12 protein-coding genes are annotated in these 16,192 nt (G+C 65.7%); 10 read left to right on the top strand and 2 right to left on the bottom strand.

All coding sequences use genetic code 11. From position 1 onward, the window contains the following. Positions 1–46: 46 nt before the first annotated feature. Genes uvrA through VLA96_13885 form a run of 5 tightly spaced genes read left to right on the top strand, consistent with a single transcriptional unit; the run spans position 47 to position 6,004 of the window. Positions 47–2,986, top strand: a complete 2,940-nt coding sequence (gene uvrA, locus VLA96_13905) for an excinuclease ABC subunit UvrA (GenBank protein HSE50297.1) — start codon at positions 47–49, stop codon at positions 2,984–2,986. Beyond that, on the top strand, positions 2,973–4,283 hold the full coding sequence (locus VLA96_13900) for a tetratricopeptide repeat protein (protein ID HSE50296.1): 1,311 nt from the start codon (positions 2,973–2,975) through the stop codon (positions 4,281–4,283). The genes uvrA and VLA96_13900 overlap by 14 nt, the downstream gene beginning before the upstream one ends. A gap of 2 nt (positions 4,284–4,285) precedes the next feature. After that, complete coding sequence (locus VLA96_13895; GenBank protein ID HSE50295.1) at positions 4,286–4,756, top strand: hypothetical protein; 471 nt, start codon at positions 4,286–4,288, stop codon at positions 4,754–4,756. Beyond that, complete coding sequence (locus VLA96_13890; GenBank protein HSE50294.1) at positions 4,753–5,289, top strand: hypothetical protein; 537 nt, start codon at positions 4,753–4,755, stop codon at positions 5,287–5,289. The genes VLA96_13895 and VLA96_13890 overlap by 4 nt, the downstream gene beginning before the upstream one ends. 28 nt (positions 5,290–5,317) lie before the next feature. Next, positions 5,318–6,004, top strand: a complete 687-nt coding sequence (locus tag VLA96_13885) for a hypothetical protein (GenBank protein HSE50293.1) — start codon at positions 5,318–5,320, stop codon at positions 6,002–6,004. On the opposite strand, the gene VLA96_13880 is transcribed toward VLA96_13885, so the two are convergent. Next, a complete protein-coding gene (locus tag VLA96_13880; protein ID HSE50292.1) occupies positions 6,001–6,954 on the bottom strand; it encodes a GNAT family N-acetyltransferase in 954 nt (317 codons plus the stop codon). The two genes, VLA96_13885 and VLA96_13880, sit on opposite strands and share 4 nt — an antisense overlap. A 157-nt stretch (positions 6,955–7,111) precedes the next feature. Here VLA96_13880 and VLA96_13875 point away from each other — a divergent pair, with 157 nt between their 5' ends. From VLA96_13875 to VLA96_13860, 4 genes are read left to right on the top strand one after another with little or no spacing between them, the layout of a single operon-like run. Beyond that, positions 7,112–8,362 (top strand): Fe-S-containing protein, encoded by a 1,251-nt coding sequence (locus tag VLA96_13875; GenBank protein ID HSE50291.1) that lies wholly within the window; start codon positions 7,112–7,114, stop codon positions 8,360–8,362. Positions 8,363–8,366: 4 nt separating this feature from the next. Next, complete coding sequence (locus VLA96_13870; GenBank protein ID HSE50290.1) at positions 8,367–9,629, top strand: ABC transporter permease; 1,263 nt, start codon at positions 8,367–8,369, stop codon at positions 9,627–9,629. Continuing rightward, the gene (locus VLA96_13865; protein ID HSE50289.1) at positions 9,626–10,723 is read left to right on the top strand and encodes an ABC transporter permease; all 1,098 of its coding nucleotides are present in this window, start codon (positions 9,626–9,628) and stop codon (positions 10,721–10,723) included. The genes VLA96_13870 and VLA96_13865 overlap by 4 nt, the downstream gene beginning before the upstream one ends. Further along, positions 10,724–11,929: an ATP-binding cassette domain-containing protein gene (locus VLA96_13860; GenBank protein ID HSE50288.1), complete on the top strand. Its 1,206-nt coding sequence runs from the start codon at positions 10,724–10,726 to the stop codon at positions 11,927–11,929. Positions 11,930–11,999: 70 nt separating this feature from the next. Here VLA96_13860 and VLA96_13855 read toward each other — a convergent pair whose 3' ends face one another. Then, entirely contained in the window at positions 12,000–13,004 is a 1,005-nt protein-coding gene (locus tag VLA96_13855; GenBank protein HSE50287.1) for an energy transducer TonB, read from the bottom strand. A 280-nt stretch (positions 13,005–13,284) separates the two neighbouring features. On the opposite strand from VLA96_13855, the gene ileS reads away from it, so the two are divergent. Continuing rightward, entirely contained in the window at positions 13,285–16,185 is a 2,901-nt protein-coding gene (gene ileS, locus VLA96_13850; protein HSE50286.1) for an isoleucine--tRNA ligase, read from the top strand. Positions 16,186–16,192 lie beyond the last annotated feature (7 nt).

Here is a 16,192-nt window from a genome sequence, read left to right as displayed (position 1 = left end):
TTTCTCTCCGGAGCGCTCTGGGGAGGGGTGTTTCGGTCCTGAGGGCATGTCCACGGAAAGCATCGTCGTTCGCGGCGCGCGCGTTCACAACCTGAAGAATATCGACTTCGAGATCCCCCACAACACCATGACGGTGGTCACGGGCGTCTCGGGCTCCGGCAAGTCTTCGCTCGCCTTCGACACCATCTATGCCGAGGGCCAGCGCCGCTACGTCGAGTCGCTCTCCGCCTACGCGCGCCAGTTCCTGGAGCGCATTGAGAAGCCGGACGCCGACGTCATCGAGGGCATCGCCCCGGCCATCGCCATCCGCCAGAAGAACACCACGCGCAACCCGCGCTCCACCGTCGCCACCGCCACCGAGATCTACGACTATTTGCGCCTGCTGTTCGCGCGCGTCGGCCGCACCTACTGCTACAACTGCGGCGACGAGGTCAAGAAGGACACGGTCGACGAGATCGCCGAGGCCGTTCTCGCCCTGGGTGCGGGCACGCGGCTCAACATCCTCTTCCCTCTCCACATCCACGCGCAGAAGCAGCAGGCAGAGCCCAGGAAGCGTGGCGCGAAGAAAGCGGCCAAGCCGGAAGCACGCCCCGACGACGACCTGCTGCGCGACCGCCTGTTCGATCTCCGCAAGCGCGGCTTCAATCGCCTTTACCAGAACGGCCAGGTCTTCGAGTTCTCCACGCCGGAATCGCTGCTCGACGTTAACTTCCGCGAACCGGTCTTCATCCTGGTGGACCGCATCGCGGTCTCGCCCGAGATTCGCGCGCGGCTGGTGGACGCCGTCGAGATCGCCTACCGCGAGACCGGCGAGGTCGTCCTCGAGACCGCGCCGCGCGAGGGCGATCAGCCGCAACGGCTGCGTTTCGCGCAGCGCTTCGAGTGCAAGAAGTGCCACATCCGCTACGAAGAGCCGGAGCCGCGCCTGTTCTCCTTCAACAATCCCTATGGCGCCTGCCCCAAGTGCCAGGGCTTCGGCAACACCATCGATTTCGACCTCGACCTCGTCATCCCCGACAAGACCAAGACGCTCGCCGAGGGCGCCGTCGAGCCTTGGACCAAGCCGAAATACCGCCCGCTGTTCGCCGAGCTGAAACGCTTCGCGCGCGCCAAGGGCGTCCCGATGGACGTGCCCTGGGAGGACCTGCCACACGACCAGCAGCAGATGGTCATCGCCGGCGACCGCACCTTCGAGGGCGTCACCGGCTTCTTCGCTTATCTCGAGCGCAAGAAGTACAAGCTGCACGTCCGCGTCTTCTTGAGCCGCTATCGTGGTTACGCGACCTGCTCCACCTGCAACGGCTCGCGCCTGCGCCTCGAGGCGCGCCAGGTGAAGGTCAACGGCAAGAACATCTGTGAGGCCTGCTCGCTCACGGTCGAGGGCGCGTCGAAGTTCTTCAGCTCGCTGAAACTGACGAAGCAGGAAGAAGAGATCGCCGGCAAGGTGCTGGAAGAAGTCCGCGAGCGCCTGAAGTTCCTGCTCGACGTCGGCCTGGAGTACCTCACTCTCGACCGGCTCTCGTCTACGCTCTCCGGCGGCGAGGCGCAGCGCATCCAGCTCGCGACCTCGCTCGGCTCGCGCCTGGTCGGAGCCCTCTACGTGCTCGACGAGCCCTCCATCGGCCTCCACAGCCGCGATACCACTCGCCTGGTCAAGATCCTGCACGACCTCCGCAACCTCGGGAACACCATCCTGGTGGTCGAGCATGATCCCGAGATCATGCGAGCCAGCGACCGTATCCTCGATCTCGGTCCCGGCGCGGGCGAGACGGGCGGCAAGGTCATCGCCAGCGCGACCTTCGACGGCATCCAGAAACTCCCGCAGTCCCTCACCGGCCGATACCTCGCCGGCGAGCTGCGCATCCAGCCGCCGCAGCAGCGTCGCCAGCCCGGACCGCGGCAGCTCAAATTGTTCGGCGCGCGCGCCCACAACCTGAAAGGCATCGACCTCACGTTCCCGCTGGGGATGATCGTGGCCGTCACCGGGGTCTCCGGTTCAGGCAAGTCCACGCTCGTGCACGACGTCCTCTACAACGCGTTGGCGGCCGCGACCGGGCAGCTCGCTCCCGGCTCCGGCGCCGGCCACTACGAGAAGCTCGAAGGCGCGCAGTACATCAGCGAGGTCGTCCTCGTTGACCAGTCGCCCATCGGCCGCACGCCGCGCTCGAATCCAGTGACCTACATCAAGGCTTTCGACTGCATCCGCGAAGTCTTTGCCTCCTTGCCCGAAGCGCAGAAGCGCGGGTACGCCGCCGGGCACTTCTCCTTCAACATCCCCGGTGGCCGTTGCGACGTCTGCGAAGGCGACGGCACTGTCACGGTCGAGATGCAGTTCCTCGCCGACGTAGAGCTCATCTGCGAAGAGTGCAAAGGCACGCGCTACAAGCCGGGCATCCTAGACGTGCGCTACCACGGCCGCAACATCCACGAGGTGCTGAACCTCACAGTGCGCGAAGCCTTGCAGTTCTTCTCCGGCGTCCCCAAGGTCACCGACAAGCTGCGCATCCTCGAGGAGGTTGGCCTGGGTTATCTGCGGCTTGGGCAATCCGCCACCACCCTTTCCGGCGGAGAAGCCCAGCGCATGAAGCTGGCCGCGCACCTCCAGCCGCGCGCGCATCGCGAAGAAGCCGATCCGGAGCCGCGCGGCGGCGGGAATGGGAAGCGTCCACCGCGCAAGGGCATGCTCTACATCTTCGACGAGCCCACGACGGGCCTGCACTTCGACGACGTCTCCAAGCTGCTGGCAGCTTTCCGCCGGCTCATCGAGGCGGGTGGCTCGATCCTGGTGATCGAGCACAACCTCGACGTCATCAAGATGGCGGATTGGGTCATCGATCTCGGCCCCGAAGGCGGCGACCGCGGCGGCGAGGTCGTTGCGGTAGGCGCTCCGGAAGTCATCGCCAAGGCACAAAAATCCCACACGGGAAAGTGGCTCGGGCGCATCTTATCCAGTAACGGGAACTCTCGTTCCAATGGAAGCAAGTAGGTTCATCGGCGCGGGGCTTGCGCTCTGCCTGCTGGCCGGCACCATCGCGGCGCAGAGCAGCGGAGCCACCGTGCGCAAACGCCGGGTCCCCGCAGAGTCGACTTCGTCCATGGTCCGCGAAGCCGTCACCGCCATCGAGAGGCAGGACTACGCCACCGCCGAGGCCAAACTGAAGGCCGCCACCACCGCCGATCCCAAGGACTACCATGCCTGGTACTACCTCGGTTACGCGGAGAGTCGTCTCGCCAAGCCCGCTGAGGCTGCTGCGGCTTACCGCCGTTCGCTCGAACTCAAGCCTGACCTATTCGAGTCGAACCTCAACCTGGGGCTGCTCCTGGCGAAGCAGAACGATCCCGACGCCGAGAAGTACCTCCGCGCTGCGACCGCGCTGAAGCCCTCCGACAATCCCGATACCGGCCGCGCCAACGCCTGGATGGCTCTCGGACGCGTGGTGGAAGAGGCCAATCCGGACGGCGCTCTCGCCGCCTATGCCGAGGCCGCCAAGCTGCTCCCCAAAGACCCGGAGCCGCACCTTGCCGCCGGCGCCATTCTCGACCGCCAGAAGCGCTTTGCCGAAGCCGAGGCAGCCTTCCAGCGTGCCGCGGCTCTCGACCCCAAGTCGACTGACGCCTTGATCGGGCTGGTGAACGTGGCGACCGAGGAGAAGAAGTTCGCCGAAGCCGAGACCCTTCTCCGCCGCTATCTGGAGGCTGATGAGAAGAATCCAGCGGCGCGGGCGCAGCTCGGCCGGGTTCTCGCGGCGCAGAAAAAATATCCGGAAGCCGTCACGGAGCTGGAGGCAGGCTTGTCCGGCTCGCCCCAGGATCCCCTCCTGGCGCGCGAACTGGCCGCTGTCTATTCGGCCACCAGCCAGTGGACCAAGGCCCTGCCCCTGTATGAAGGGCTGGTCAAGCTCCAGCCCAACGACCCCGAGCTGCATCGCGTTTACGGCTTCGCCCTGCTCAAGCAGAAGGACTATCTCAGGGCGCAGCAGGAACTGATCACCGCCCTCAAGCTCGACCCCGGCCTCGCCGACGCCTATGGCGACCTCGCCGTCGCGGCTTCCGAGGGCAAGAACTACCAGCTCGCCATCCAGGCACTGGACGCCCGGACTCGCTACCTCCCCGACTCGCCCGGGACTTTTTTTCTGCGCGCCACCTCCTACGACCATTTACACCTGTTCAAAGAAGCATCTGAGTACTATAAGAGGTTCCTGCAGGCCTCGGCCGGGCAGTTCCCTGACGAGGAATGGAAGGCCCGCCACCGCCTGAAGGCTATCGACCCGGGCTCTCGCTGACCATGCGAGTCAAGGCAACCCAACTCGCGGCCCTGCTGCTGTGCGCGCTCTCGCTCGCGGTCGCGGACGACAAGCCGCTCGACGCCCTCAAGGCCGAGGCGCAGCGCGCCGACCACCCTCGTCTGTATGCCGAAGTGGTCCGCCGCCAGGTGGAGGTCGCCAACGATCTTTACACCGCCGGCGACGTCGCGAAAGCCGAAGCCACCATCAACGAGATCGTCTCCTTCACTGAAAAGTGCCTGGAAGCCGCGCAGACCGGCAAAGAGCGCAAACTCAAGAGCACCGAACTCACCCTCTACAGGGCCAGCCGCCGTCTGGAAGAGGTCCGTCGCTCGCTCAACTTCGACGACCAGCCCAAGGTGAAAAGCGCCGTCGACGCCATCGAGAAGACGCGCCGCGAGCTCCTCGTCATCATGTTCGGGAAGAAAGAACCGAAGGCTGACGAAAGGCCGCCGGAGGAAAGCCGGCAATGAGACGCTGGCTCGCTTTGGTCCTGCTGCTCCCTCTCTGCGCGCCCGCCTTCGCCGGCCGCCGCGATCCCCTGACCGAGGCCGAGGTCGACCAGATGCGGGAGATGGCGCAGGACGGTTCCAAGCGCCTCAAGCTGCTGTTGACCTTCGCCAAGGCGCGCATGCTCGCTATCCAGGAGCTGCGCAGCGACCCGAAATTCGCCGAAGGGCGCGGCCAGCGTGTTCACGACCTGCTCGAGGATTTCGCTGCGATCGTCGTCGAGCTCGACCGCAACATCGACCAGTACGCCGGCCAGCACCAGGACATCCGCAAACCCCTCAAGGAAGTCGTCGAAGCGAACGCCCAGTTTGAGCTCCAGCTCCGCGCGCTCAAGGACGCCGCTGCGCAACCGGAAAGCGCCTCCGAGGCTAAGGATTGGCGCTACGTCCTCGAAGACGCTGTCGATGCCGTGGACTCGAACGGCGACAACGCGCGCGCCACGCTCGAAGAACAGAACCAGCTCGCCAAGGACAAGAAGCTCGTCAAGCCTCAATGACCCGGCTTCGTGTTATTTTCTAGCCAGATTGGATCCCCGGCTCCTCAGCATCTTCCAGCAAGCGCACCGCGACCTGCGGCCACGCACCGCCGTGCCGGAGATCCACGCCTCGTTCTTCCGCTTCGCCAACGTCAACAACACCATCCGCCTGCGCGACGGTCGCGTCTACGCGCGTGTGTCGGACCTGCTGGAGGGCGCGCCTGACGGCGTGGTCGAAGCCATCGCCCACATCCTGCTTGCCAAGCTCTACCGCAAGCCCATCGGGCCGGCGCACGCCGCGCGCTATCGCAAGTACGTCTCCAGCCACGACGTCACCGCCAAGGCTCACCTCATCCGCACCATGCGAGGACGCAAGCGCCTGAACGGCGCGCGCGGCTCCGTCTACGACCTGCATGAGGTCTTCGACTCCCTCAACCGCCGCTTCTTTCACGGCCTGCTCGGAAGACCCCTGATGACCTGGAGCCGCGAGCGCGCGCGCAACAGCCTCGGTCACTACGATCCGGCGCATAACACCATCGTCGTCAGCCGCATCTTCGACCGGCCGCAGGTCCCCCGCTTCGCCATCGAGTACCTCGTCTACCACGAGATGCTCCACCTCAAGCATCCGGTCAAGCTCCGCGGCACGCGGCGCTGCGTGCACCCGGCGGCCTTTCAGGAAGAAGAAAGACTCTTCCCCGACCTCGAGAAAGCCAAGCAGTATTTGAAGCAGCTCTAGGCCGCCAGAGGCAGCGCGCGCTCTGCGCCTAACAGCTCTGCGGCGGTCGCGCGCAAGCGGTAGAGCTGGACGCGGTCGTTGGTCAGGCGTGCCTTGTACGGTTGCTCGCCCGTTAGGAAGTCCACGTCGAGACCCTCCTCCAGCGAGAGCTGGGCCACGTGGAGAAACAGCACGATCCCGGGCGACAGATCCTCGCGCGCGGGATCGTGCCATACCGTGTACAAGCGACGCACCTCCGGCTCGCGGAAGGTCACGAGCGCGGCAACGACCGAGCTGCCGAGTTCGATGGTGAAGACCTCGCAGCGCGGGCCGGAGCGGGAGCAGATCTCCAGCATGCACGCGCGGCGCGCCGCATCGGAGAGGACGTCAAGCCCGGATCCGGCGAATTGCGACGCCTTCCGCCGATAGACCCAGTCCAGCAGTGTCGCAGCGTCCCCCTGATACCGCTCGAAGGTGGCTCCCGCTCTCTCCAGGCGCTTCCTCTGCTTGCGCCCGCGATAATGGTCCTGGCGGAATCTCTCCGGCGTCGTTCGCGCGCGCCGCAAGACCGGCGCCCCCACCCAGGGCTCGCGCCTGCCGAGCGCGAGCGTGGCGTCTTCGCGGACCGCCGGCAACCAAAGTTGGCGGCCCGCCTTGCCTAGCTCCGCCAGAGCCAGGTCGAGCACTCTCGGATCGCCCGCCGTCAGAACGTCGCGGTAATCGAACAGCATCTCACCGAGGAATGTGACCCCGCCCCCGCCGCAGAACGCAGCCGGAACGATGGCGGCGCCGCAATCCGTCTCGAGCGCGATCACGTGCGGCCGCTCCCGGCCCCTCAGGTGGCGCGCTGCCGCCAGGTTCCATAGGTAGCTCTGGAAGACCGTCGCGCCCGGACTCCGCTCGAGCGACTGCCACAGCGGGCGCAGAGCCTCCAGTTCACGGGCGCAGGTGGCAGTGCGTAAGCGACGCATTCTGAAAGCGTTAGACGCCGGTCTCCCGCGCGCGGATGTGCCGCAGCTCTGACCCCACGCCTTTTCATTTCGTTGACCCCGCCTGGGCGCGAGGGGTATCATGCTAGTTGAAATTGAATTTCATTTTCAATTAGCTCTCCTCTTGCAGAGGCCCCCTTTGCTCCAGGCACTCATCATCACCCTCCGGGAGGGCGTCGAAGCCGCCCTCATCGTAGGCATCACGCTCGCCTACCTCCAGAAGATCGGCCGCCCGGACCTGCGCCGCAGCGTCTACGGGGCGCTCGGGGCCGCCTTCGTCGCCTCCATCGCCGGCGCCGTCCTGCTGGCGCGCCTCGAGGCCAACCAGGAAGTCTTCGAAGGCTGGATCATGCTGGCGGCCGCCTTCTTCGTCGTCACCATGATCGTCTTCATGATGCGCACCGCCCGCCGCCTCAAGGGCGAGATCGAAGGCAAGGTCGGTTCCCTCGCCGACCGCGGCTCCCCCATCGGCCTGTTCCTGTTCGTCTTCCTGATGGTCCTGCGCGAGGGCGTGGAAACCGTGCTCATCCTCTCCGCCGTCTCTTTGAACTCGAGCGAACTGATGGGCTTCCTGGGGACCCTGCTCGGTGTGGCGCTGGCCGTCATTTTCGGCGTCGTCTTCGTGAAAGGCAGCGTCCGCATCAACCTGCAGAAGTTTTTCAAGGTCACGACCGTCATTCTCTTCTTCGTCGCCTTCCAGCTCCTCGTCTCCGGCCTGCACGAGCTCTCGGAGAACGGGGTGCTACCCTCGAGCAAGCGGGAGATGGCGCTCATCGGCCCCATCGTCCGCAACGACGTCTTCTTCTTCGTCACCATCCTCGCGCTCGCTGCGCTCATGGTCCTGCTCGAATATCGCCGGCGGGTGCCGCAGCCGTCCGAAGCCGAGTCGCGCGCCGAGGAGCGCAAGCAGCAGTGGAAGGCGCGTCGCGAGCGCATGTGGATGGCTGGCGTCTACGCCAGTTCCTTCCTCTTCATCTTTCTCATCACCGCGCAATTCATCTACGCCCGGACGACCGACACGCTCTCCCCCGCGACCGAGGTCCCGCTCGTCCATGACCAGGTGTCCGTGCCTTTGGCCCAGGTCTCCGACGGCGATCTGCACCGCTTCGCCGCCACCATCGACGGCACGCGCATCCGCTTCCTGCTCTACCAGAAGCCCGACGGGAAGGTCGTGGCGCTCGCCGACGCCTGCGAGATTTGCGGCTCGGTCGGCTTCTACAAGGACGCCACCGGCATCATCTGCAAGAACTGCGCTGCCCCCATCGCGCCCATGTCGATGGGCCAGCCCGGCGGCTGCAACCCCATCCCGCTCGACTCCACCGCCACCGCCGACGCCATCGTGATCCACCGGGCCGACCTGGCCCGTGTGGCGGCGCACTTCCACGAGTGACGCCATGTTCAGCCGCCTGGTCTACCAATCCTTCTTGCGCCAGCGGCGGCGCAAGCTCTTGGCGGGCATTGCCATCGCTCTCGGCACCGCGGTGACCACTGCCATGCTGGTGGTCGCCAGCGACGTCGGCGACAAGATCAACCGCGAGTTGCGCAGCTACGGCGCCAACATCGCCGTCTATCCGATGGAGGACACGCTCGACGTCCGCATCGGCGGCCTTGACCTGAAGCCCGCGACCGCCGGCGCTTACCTTGACGAGCGGGACCTGGTGAAGATCAAGCAGGTCTTCTGGCGCCATAACATCCTGGGTTACTCGCCCTTCTTGCCGGTCCAGGCGCGCCTCGAACAGCCTGCCGCTCGCGAAGTCGAGGTCATCGGAACGTACTTCGCCAAGACCATCCCGCTGCCGAAGGACGAATTCACCACCGGCGTGCGCACCACGCATCCTTGGTGGAAGGTCCGCGGCGATTGGCCCTCCGATGACGGCACCGGCGTGCTGCTCGGGAGAAAGCTGGCGGCGGATCTCAAGCTCGAGTCGGGTTCCAGCATCGTCGTTGCGGGCCATACGCTGCGCGTCACGGGCATCCTCGACGCGGCCGGCGCCGAAGACGCCGCCATCGTCGCGCCGCTCGCCCTGGCGCAGCAGCTCGCCGGCAGGCCCCATGCGGTCCGCCGCGTCTTGGTCAGCGCGCTCACAAAACCGGAAGACGCCTTTGGCCGTCGGAATCCGTCCACCATGAACCGCGTCGAGTACGACCGCTGGTACTGCTCGCCCTATGCGAACTCCATCGCGCTCCAGATCCGCGAAGTCGTGCCGGGCGCGCAGGCCGAGCAGATCCGCCAGGTCGCGCAGAACGAAGGCGCCGTCCTGGGACGCATTCGCGGCCTCATGCTTCTGGTCACCCTCGCGGCCCTCATCGCGAGCGCCCTCGCCGTCGCCGCGGCCATGGCCACGGCCATCCTCGAGCGCCGTCGCGAAGTCGGCCTCATGAAAGCGCTCGGCGCGGCGAACGGCATGATCGCCGCCGTCTTCTACACCGAAGCGGGGTTGCTCGCGCTCGGCGGCGGCCTGCTCGGTTTCTATGGTGGCACGCTGATGGCGCAGCGCATCAGCCTGGCCATCTTCGGTTCCGGCGTCACCATCCAGCCGGTGCTCTTCCCCATCGTTATCGCCCTCTCGGTCCTCGTGACCTGCGCGGCCAGCGCCACCGCCATCCGGCGCGCCGTGCGGCTCGACCCCGCCGTCGTTCTGCGGGGTGACGCGTGAGCCGCGAGCGCATGTTCTTGCGCATGATGATGCGCTCCGCGGTCCGCGACCGCTCGCGCAGCGTGCTGGCGATGTTTGCCGTCGTGGTGGCCGCCGCGGTCACCACCGCGCTCCTCAACCTCTACGCCGACCTCGACAACAAGCTGCACAAGGAGTTCCGCGGCTACGGCGCCAATATCGTTGCGACCAGCGGCGGACCTCTTCCCGCCGGCACCCTGGCCCAGGTCGAGAAGCTCACGCCGCCCGGCACGACCGCCGCGCCCTTCCTTTATGCCGTCGCCAAGCGCTCGGATGGCAGTCCCATCGTGGTCGCCGCCACCGACTTCAATCGCGCCCGCACGCTCAACGGCTGGTGGGGCGTCACGTCCTGGCCGCAGAAACCTGGCGAAGCGCTCGTCGGCGCCCGTGCCCAGCGCCTGCTCGCCGGCCAGAATCAGGCCTTTGAATTGGACTATGACGGCAAGAAGCTGCGCGTCACTTCTGCCGGTGTCTTGACCACCGGCAGCGACGAAGAGAGCCGGGTCTACCTGTCGCTCGCCGACTTCGAAGCCTGGACCGGCATGCGTCCCAACGTGCTCGAGCTTGCCGTTCCCGGCAGCGCGCAAGACGTCGAGGCGGCGACCGCCACGCTCCGCACGGCGCTCCCCGGCGCCCGGGTGGAGCCTGTTCGGCAGCTCGTCGAGGCTGAAGCCAACGTGCTCGGCAAGACCCGGGGCGCTCTGCTCGGCGCCTCGCTCGTCGTGATCGTGCTTGCCACCATGTGCCTGCTGGCAACGCTGACCGCTTCGGTCCTGAATCGCCGAAAAGATTTCGCGGTGATGCGCGCCTTGGGCGCGACCTCGCGCACGTTGCACGCCCTCTTCCTTGCCGAGACCGCTGCGTTCGCGCTCATTGGCTGCGTCATCGGCCTGGTCCTCGGCATGGGCCTGGCCATGTGGATCGGCCATGCCAACTTCCACGCCGCCGTCACGCCCCGCTGGAGCGTCCTGCCGGTCGTGTTTGCCGGTACACTAGTGATATCCGCGATTGCAGCGGTCTTCCCCATGTTGATGCTCGCAAAGGCGCAGCCCGCCACGTTGCTGCGCGGTGAATAAATGTCGATCGTGCTCCAGGACGTCAGCAAGATCTACCCCGCCAAGCCGGGGCAGGACGCCGGCGAGGTGCGCGCGCTCGACCGGGTGACGCTCGAAGTCGCCGCGGGCGAGTGGCTGGCCGTCATGGGGCCCTCCGGCTCCGGCAAGTCAACGCTCTCGAACCTGGTCGGCTGTCTCGACCGCCCCACTTCGGGCAACATCCTGATCGACGGCGAGGACGTCAGCACGCTCTCGGCCGACGCGATGCCGCGCTTCCGCGCCGAAAAGATCGGCTTCATCTTCCAGCAGTTCCACCTCATCCCGCACCTGACCGCGCTCGAGAACGTGATGCTGGCGCAGTACTTCCACTCCATGACCGATGAGGGCGACGCCCTCGAAGCCCTGGCGCACGTCGGCCTGCGCGACCGCGCCAACCACCTGCCCGCTCATCTCTCGGGTGGCGAGCAGCAGCGGGTCTGCATCGCGCGCGCTCTCATTAACGACCCCAAGATCATCCTGGCCGACGAGCCGACCGGCAACCTCGACGCCGCCAACGAAGAGATCGTCCTCCGCCTGCTGCGCGACTTCCATCAGCAGGGTCGCACCATCGTGATGGTGACGCACGACCCCGTCGTCGCCCGCCTCGCTGACCGCCGCGTCGAGCTGCATCACGGCCGCATCACCACCAGCGAGACCTTCGCCATGGCAGACGACCAGCAGATCGACGAAGTCCTCGAGGAGATGTGGATTCTGCACGAGAATGGCGAGCCGGCCGAAGTCGGCCGCATGGATGTGGAGGGCGCCCTGCCCGTCTCCATCGCCATCGAGAAGATGTCGGCACTCGGGCTCGTCACCGCCGAGGCCCATCCGCCGCAGCCGCACGACCATAAGGACGTCCTCAGCCGCTGCCACGAGAAGCTCTGGTCGCACGGAGCGCCCATCGGCGATGGCGAGCTGATCGTCGAGTTCACCGAGAAGGGCCGGCAGCGCGCTGCCGACGTCATCCGCCGCCACCGCCTGGCCGAGCGCCTGTTCACCGAGGCGCTCCGCGTCGAGAACGAGGAGGAGATCGAGCAGCAGGCCTGCAAGTTCGAGCACATCCTCTCGCCCGAGGCGACCGACAAGATCTGCGCCTTCCTCGGACACCCGCGGACCTGCCCGCACGGCAGCCCCATCCCCGCGGGCGCGTGCTGCGCGGTGCAGTCCGCCCGCGCCGGCGACGACTAACAACCCCGAAAGATAGAAACGCGGAGGCCGGTTAGCCTCCGCGTTTCATTGGTGTTAGCTAGCTACACTTCTAGTAAAGCCTGAAGTTCACTTCCACGTTGATCTGCACTGCGACCGGCTTGCCGTCCTTCATCGCGGGTTCGAACTTCCACTGCCGCACCGCCTCGATGGCCTTCTGATCCAGGCCCATGCCGAGCGGGCGCGAGAGCTTGATATCCCGTGGGCGGCCGTCCGGGCCCACGATCAGCCACAGCACGACCACGCCCTGGTACTTCGCCTTGCGAGCTTCTTCCGAGTACTCCGGATCGGGCGCGTACAGGGCGCGCGGGGCGCTCACGCCGCCGCCGACCCTGAAGATGCCGCCGCCCATGCCGCCGCCCTTGCCCGGGCCGACGCCGCCGCCTTCACCCGAGCCCACGCCGCCGCCGGAACCCGAGCCGATGCCGCCGCCCGAGCCCGTGCCGTTCGACGGCGGTCCGCCGAGCTTCGCCAGCGGATCTCCGTAGTTCGGCATCTGCACGTTGGGCAGCTTTACGTTGTCCGGCATCACCACGGTCGGTTCGACCGGGAGCGCCGGGTTCGGATTGCGGATCACCGCCGCCGGAGGCGCGAGCTGCTGCATCGAGGGCTTCGGCAGCTTGCCCTTCGACGCCTCGAGCTTGTCGCGATCGCCGCCGCCGCCGCCGCCCGAGAGCGTATCGTTCTTCTTGGCCGAGATCGGCATCTGGTATTCCGAGATATCGGGAGCGACCAGCGTGACCTGCTGCTTCTGCACCTGCTGCACCACGGTCTTGGTGACCATGGTCAGCGCTACCACCGCTACGACCACTCCGATGTGCAGCAAGATGGAGCTGGTGACCGCGCTCTTTTTGTTGCTCGAGGTTCCCCAGATCTCCCGCACCTTCACGGGCTTGGAGGTCAGCTTCAACGGCGGAAGCTTTTCGGGGAAGAAGACGTCGCGCAGATTGTTCTTCAGCGATTCCCAGGTGCCTTGCTCGACGACGCTGTCGACCAGCAGGCTGGGCAGGGGGATGTCGACGTTCTGAGGCCGGGGCGTTAGGACCGAGTTCGCCATAACCGTGTTGGGTACCCTTCGATTCCCGCAGTTCCTTGAGAACTGCTGTTCGGTAAGGGACGCCCGGTGTCTCCAGCAAGTTGCCTTTGGTATCCGGATGCCAACGTGTGGGTACTTACGTTGCCATCCACCAGGGTGAGTTCCCGTACCTGCCACGATTAGATGCACGTCCGTCTCCATTCGGACCCCCTCCCCCGAGGTTTTCCGGGTTACCTTCGCCCGATGGACGCTCCCCGCCAACCCTCTATAATGTGGATTCACCACCACGTTCGGAGTTTGGATGGGAACGCCCCGCGACCTGAAGTCGACGATCAACCTGCCGAAGACCGACTTCCCCATGAAGGCCAACCTGCCGCAGAACGAGCCGGCAATGCTGGCGCGCTGGGGGGAAATGCGCCTTTACGAGCGCCTCCGCGAGGCCGGCAAGGGCAGGCCCCTTTACGTCCTGCACGATGGCCCGCCCTACGCCAACGGCCCCATCCACCTCGGCCACGCGCTCAACAAGTGCTTGAAGGACTTTGTCGTGAAGTGCCGTACCATGGCCGGCTTCGACTCGCCCTACGTTCCTGGCTGGGACTGCCACGGCCTGCCCATCGAGATCAAGGTCGACGAATCGCTCGGCCGCAAGAAGCTCGAAATGGCCCCCCTCGAGGTGCGTAAAGCCTGCCGCGCGTATGCCGAAAAGTACCTGGAGCTTCAGCGTGAGCAGTTCAAGCGCATCGGCGTTTTCGGCCGCTGGGATTCGCCCTATTCCACGATGTCGCCGGAGTACGAGTCCGTCATCGTCGAGTCGCTCTACGACTTCATGAATCGCGGCTTGGTCTACAAAGGCCTGAAGCCGGTCTATTGGTGCATCTACGACAAGACCGCGCTGGCCGAGGCCGAGGTCGAATACGAGGATCACACGAGCCCAAGCGTGTGGGTGAAGTACCGCATGCAATCCGACCCTCGCACGCTCGACGCGAAGGTCGCCGACAAGCGCATCTGGGAGGGCAAGGCCGTCCACACCATCATCTGGACGACCACGCCCTGGACCCTGCCGGCTTCAATGGCCGTGGCGTTCCACCCGGATGAGGTATACGTCGCGCTCGAATCGGGCAGCGAGATCTTCATCGTCGCCGAAAAGCTCGCGAAGTTGACGGCCGAGAAGTGTGGCCTGGCCGGCGCAAACGAAGTCGCCCGCTTCCCCGGTCGTGCGCTGGAGAACCTGTACTTCTACCATCCGTTCCTGCCGTGGGAGCAGCGCAAGATCCTGGCGGTCTTGGCAGACTACGTCGTGATGGACCAGGGCACGGGAGTCGTCCACACCGCACCTTCCCACGGCGCCGACGATTTCTATACCGGCGCGAAGTACAAGCTCGACCAGACCTGCAATGTCGACGAAGCCGGCCGCCTTCGCAATGGCCTGCCCGAGTACGACGGCCAGCAGGTCTTCAAAGCAAATCCTCACATCGTGGAATTGCTGAAGGCTCGCGGCGTGTTGCTGGCCTCGGAGAAGATCCAGCACTCTTACCCGCACTGCTGGCGCTGCCACAATCCCGTCATCTTCCGCGCCACCGAGCAGTGGTTCATCGCGATGGACCGCCCCTTCGGTCCACCAGTGCCTGATGTTGCCTCGTCGTCTCAGGAAGAGGCCAGAACACTGCGCGCCAGGGCGCTCCTCAGTATTCAGGATGTCATCTGGGACCCGCCATGGGGCGGGGCCCGGCTTTCAAACATGATCGCGTCGCGACCCGATTGGTGTATCTCGCGCCAGCGTGTGTGGGGCACGCCCATCGCAGTGTTCTTCTGCGAGGGCTGCGGAAAGCTTCTCGAGTCCCGGCCCGCACAGCAGGCCGTTGTGGACCTGTTCGCCCGCGAGGGTGCCGACGCCTGGTACAACCACGACGCCGATACCATTCTCCCCAAAGGAACGGCGTGTCCCTGTGGCGGCACAAAGTTTCGCAAAGAGATGGATATCATCGACGTCTGGTTCGAGTCCGGCGCGAGCCACGCGGCCGTCCTGAAACGCGAGCCCGGCCTGCGTTGGCCCGCTGATTTCTATACGGAGGGCGCAGACCAATATCGAGGCTGGTTTCAGTCTTCGTTGATGGTCGCGGTCGGCACCGAGTTCAAGCCCCCGTTCAAGCACGTGGCGACCTCTGGCTGGACGCTCGATCCCCAGGGACGTCCGATGTCCAAGTCGCTCGGTAACGTCGTCGACCCGGTGGATATCGCTAAGCGCATGGGTGCAGAGATTGTCCGTATGTGGGTTGCGTCGATCGACTTCCGGGAAGACGCCCACGTCTCGGAAGAACTCATGCAGCGCGTCGCCGAGAACTACCGCAAGATCCGCAACACCTTCCGCTGGATACTTGGGAACCTCGACGGGTTCGACCCCGCTCGCGACGCGGTGCCGCTCGCCGAGATGGAAGCGCTCGACCAGTACATGCTGCTGCGCACCGCCGACTTGGCGGCCGACGTGCTCCGCTCGTACGACGAGGTTGCCTTCCACAAGGTCTATCACGGCGTGAAGGACTTCTGCGTCGTCGACCTTAGCGCCATCTACTTCGACGTTCTCAAGGACCGCCTCTACACCTTCGCGCCGCGTTCCCAGTCACGACGCTCCGCCCAGACCGCCGTGTGGCGGATCGCGGAGGCGCTAGTGCGCATGGTCGCTCCCATCATGAGCTTCACCGCCGACGAGATCTGGCAGTACCTGCCGAAGGTCGCTGGGCGAGAGTCAAGCGTCCACCTTTCGGGTTTTATCCCGGCAGCGGAGCTCGTCGGCGGGGCGCTCGACCCGAAGCGCGCCACTGAGCTACGCGCGGACTGGGAGATCCTCTTCGCCGTTCGCGACGAGGTCCTGCGGGCGTTGGAAGCAGCGCGCGCCGCGAAGACCATCGGCGGCAGCCTGGAGGCGGAGGTGCACCTGGCAGTGGACGAGAACACGTTTGATGTCCTGCGCCGCAACGAGGCCTGGCTGCGCCCCATCTTCATCACCTCCGGCGTGACCTTCGAGAAGGACTCCCGCGGCAATGGCGCCACCTCGCTCCAGGTGCAGGTGAAGAAGGCGGCCGGCCAGAAGTGCGAGCGCTGCTGGAACTACTCGGTGCGCGTGGGCGAGAGTCCAGAGTACCCGACCGTTTGTGAGCGCTGCACCAGGACGCTCGACGAGATCACCGCGGGAGCCGGCGCCTGATGACCAA

Source organism: Terriglobales bacterium (assembly GCA_035457425.1).
In the GTDB taxonomy this organism is placed as follows: domain Bacteria; phylum Acidobacteriota; class Terriglobia; order Terriglobales; family Acidobacteriaceae; genus JACPNR01.
Note: the sequence above shows the minus strand (reverse complement) of the source record. Positions and strands in the feature narration are given on the sequence as shown.

Coding starts and splice junctions, on each gene's coding strand:
- uvrA (HSE50297.1), top strand. CDS start 47: ATGTCCACGGAAAGCATCGTCGTTCGCGGCGCGCGCGTTCACAACCTG.
- VLA96_13900 (HSE50296.1), top strand. CDS start 2,973: ATGGAAGCAAGTAGGTTCATCGGCGCGGGGCTTGCGCTCTGCCTGCTG.
- VLA96_13895 (HSE50295.1), top strand. CDS start 4,286: ATGCGAGTCAAGGCAACCCAACTCGCGGCCCTGCTGCTGTGCGCGCTC.
- VLA96_13890 (HSE50294.1), top strand. CDS start 4,753: ATGAGACGCTGGCTCGCTTTGGTCCTGCTGCTCCCTCTCTGCGCGCCC.
- VLA96_13880 (HSE50292.1), bottom strand. CDS start 6,954: ATGCGTCGCTTACGCACTGCCACCTGCGCCCGTGAACTGGAGGCTCTG.
- VLA96_13870 (HSE50290.1), top strand. CDS start 8,367: ATGTTCAGCCGCCTGGTCTACCAATCCTTCTTGCGCCAGCGGCGGCGC.
- VLA96_13860 (HSE50288.1), top strand. CDS start 10,724: ATGTCGATCGTGCTCCAGGACGTCAGCAAGATCTACCCCGCCAAGCCG.
- VLA96_13855 (HSE50287.1), bottom strand. CDS start 13,004: ATGGCGAACTCGGTCCTAACGCCCCGGCCTCAGAACGTCGACATCCCC.
- ileS (HSE50286.1), top strand. CDS start 13,285: ATGGGAACGCCCCGCGACCTGAAGTCGACGATCAACCTGCCGAAGACC.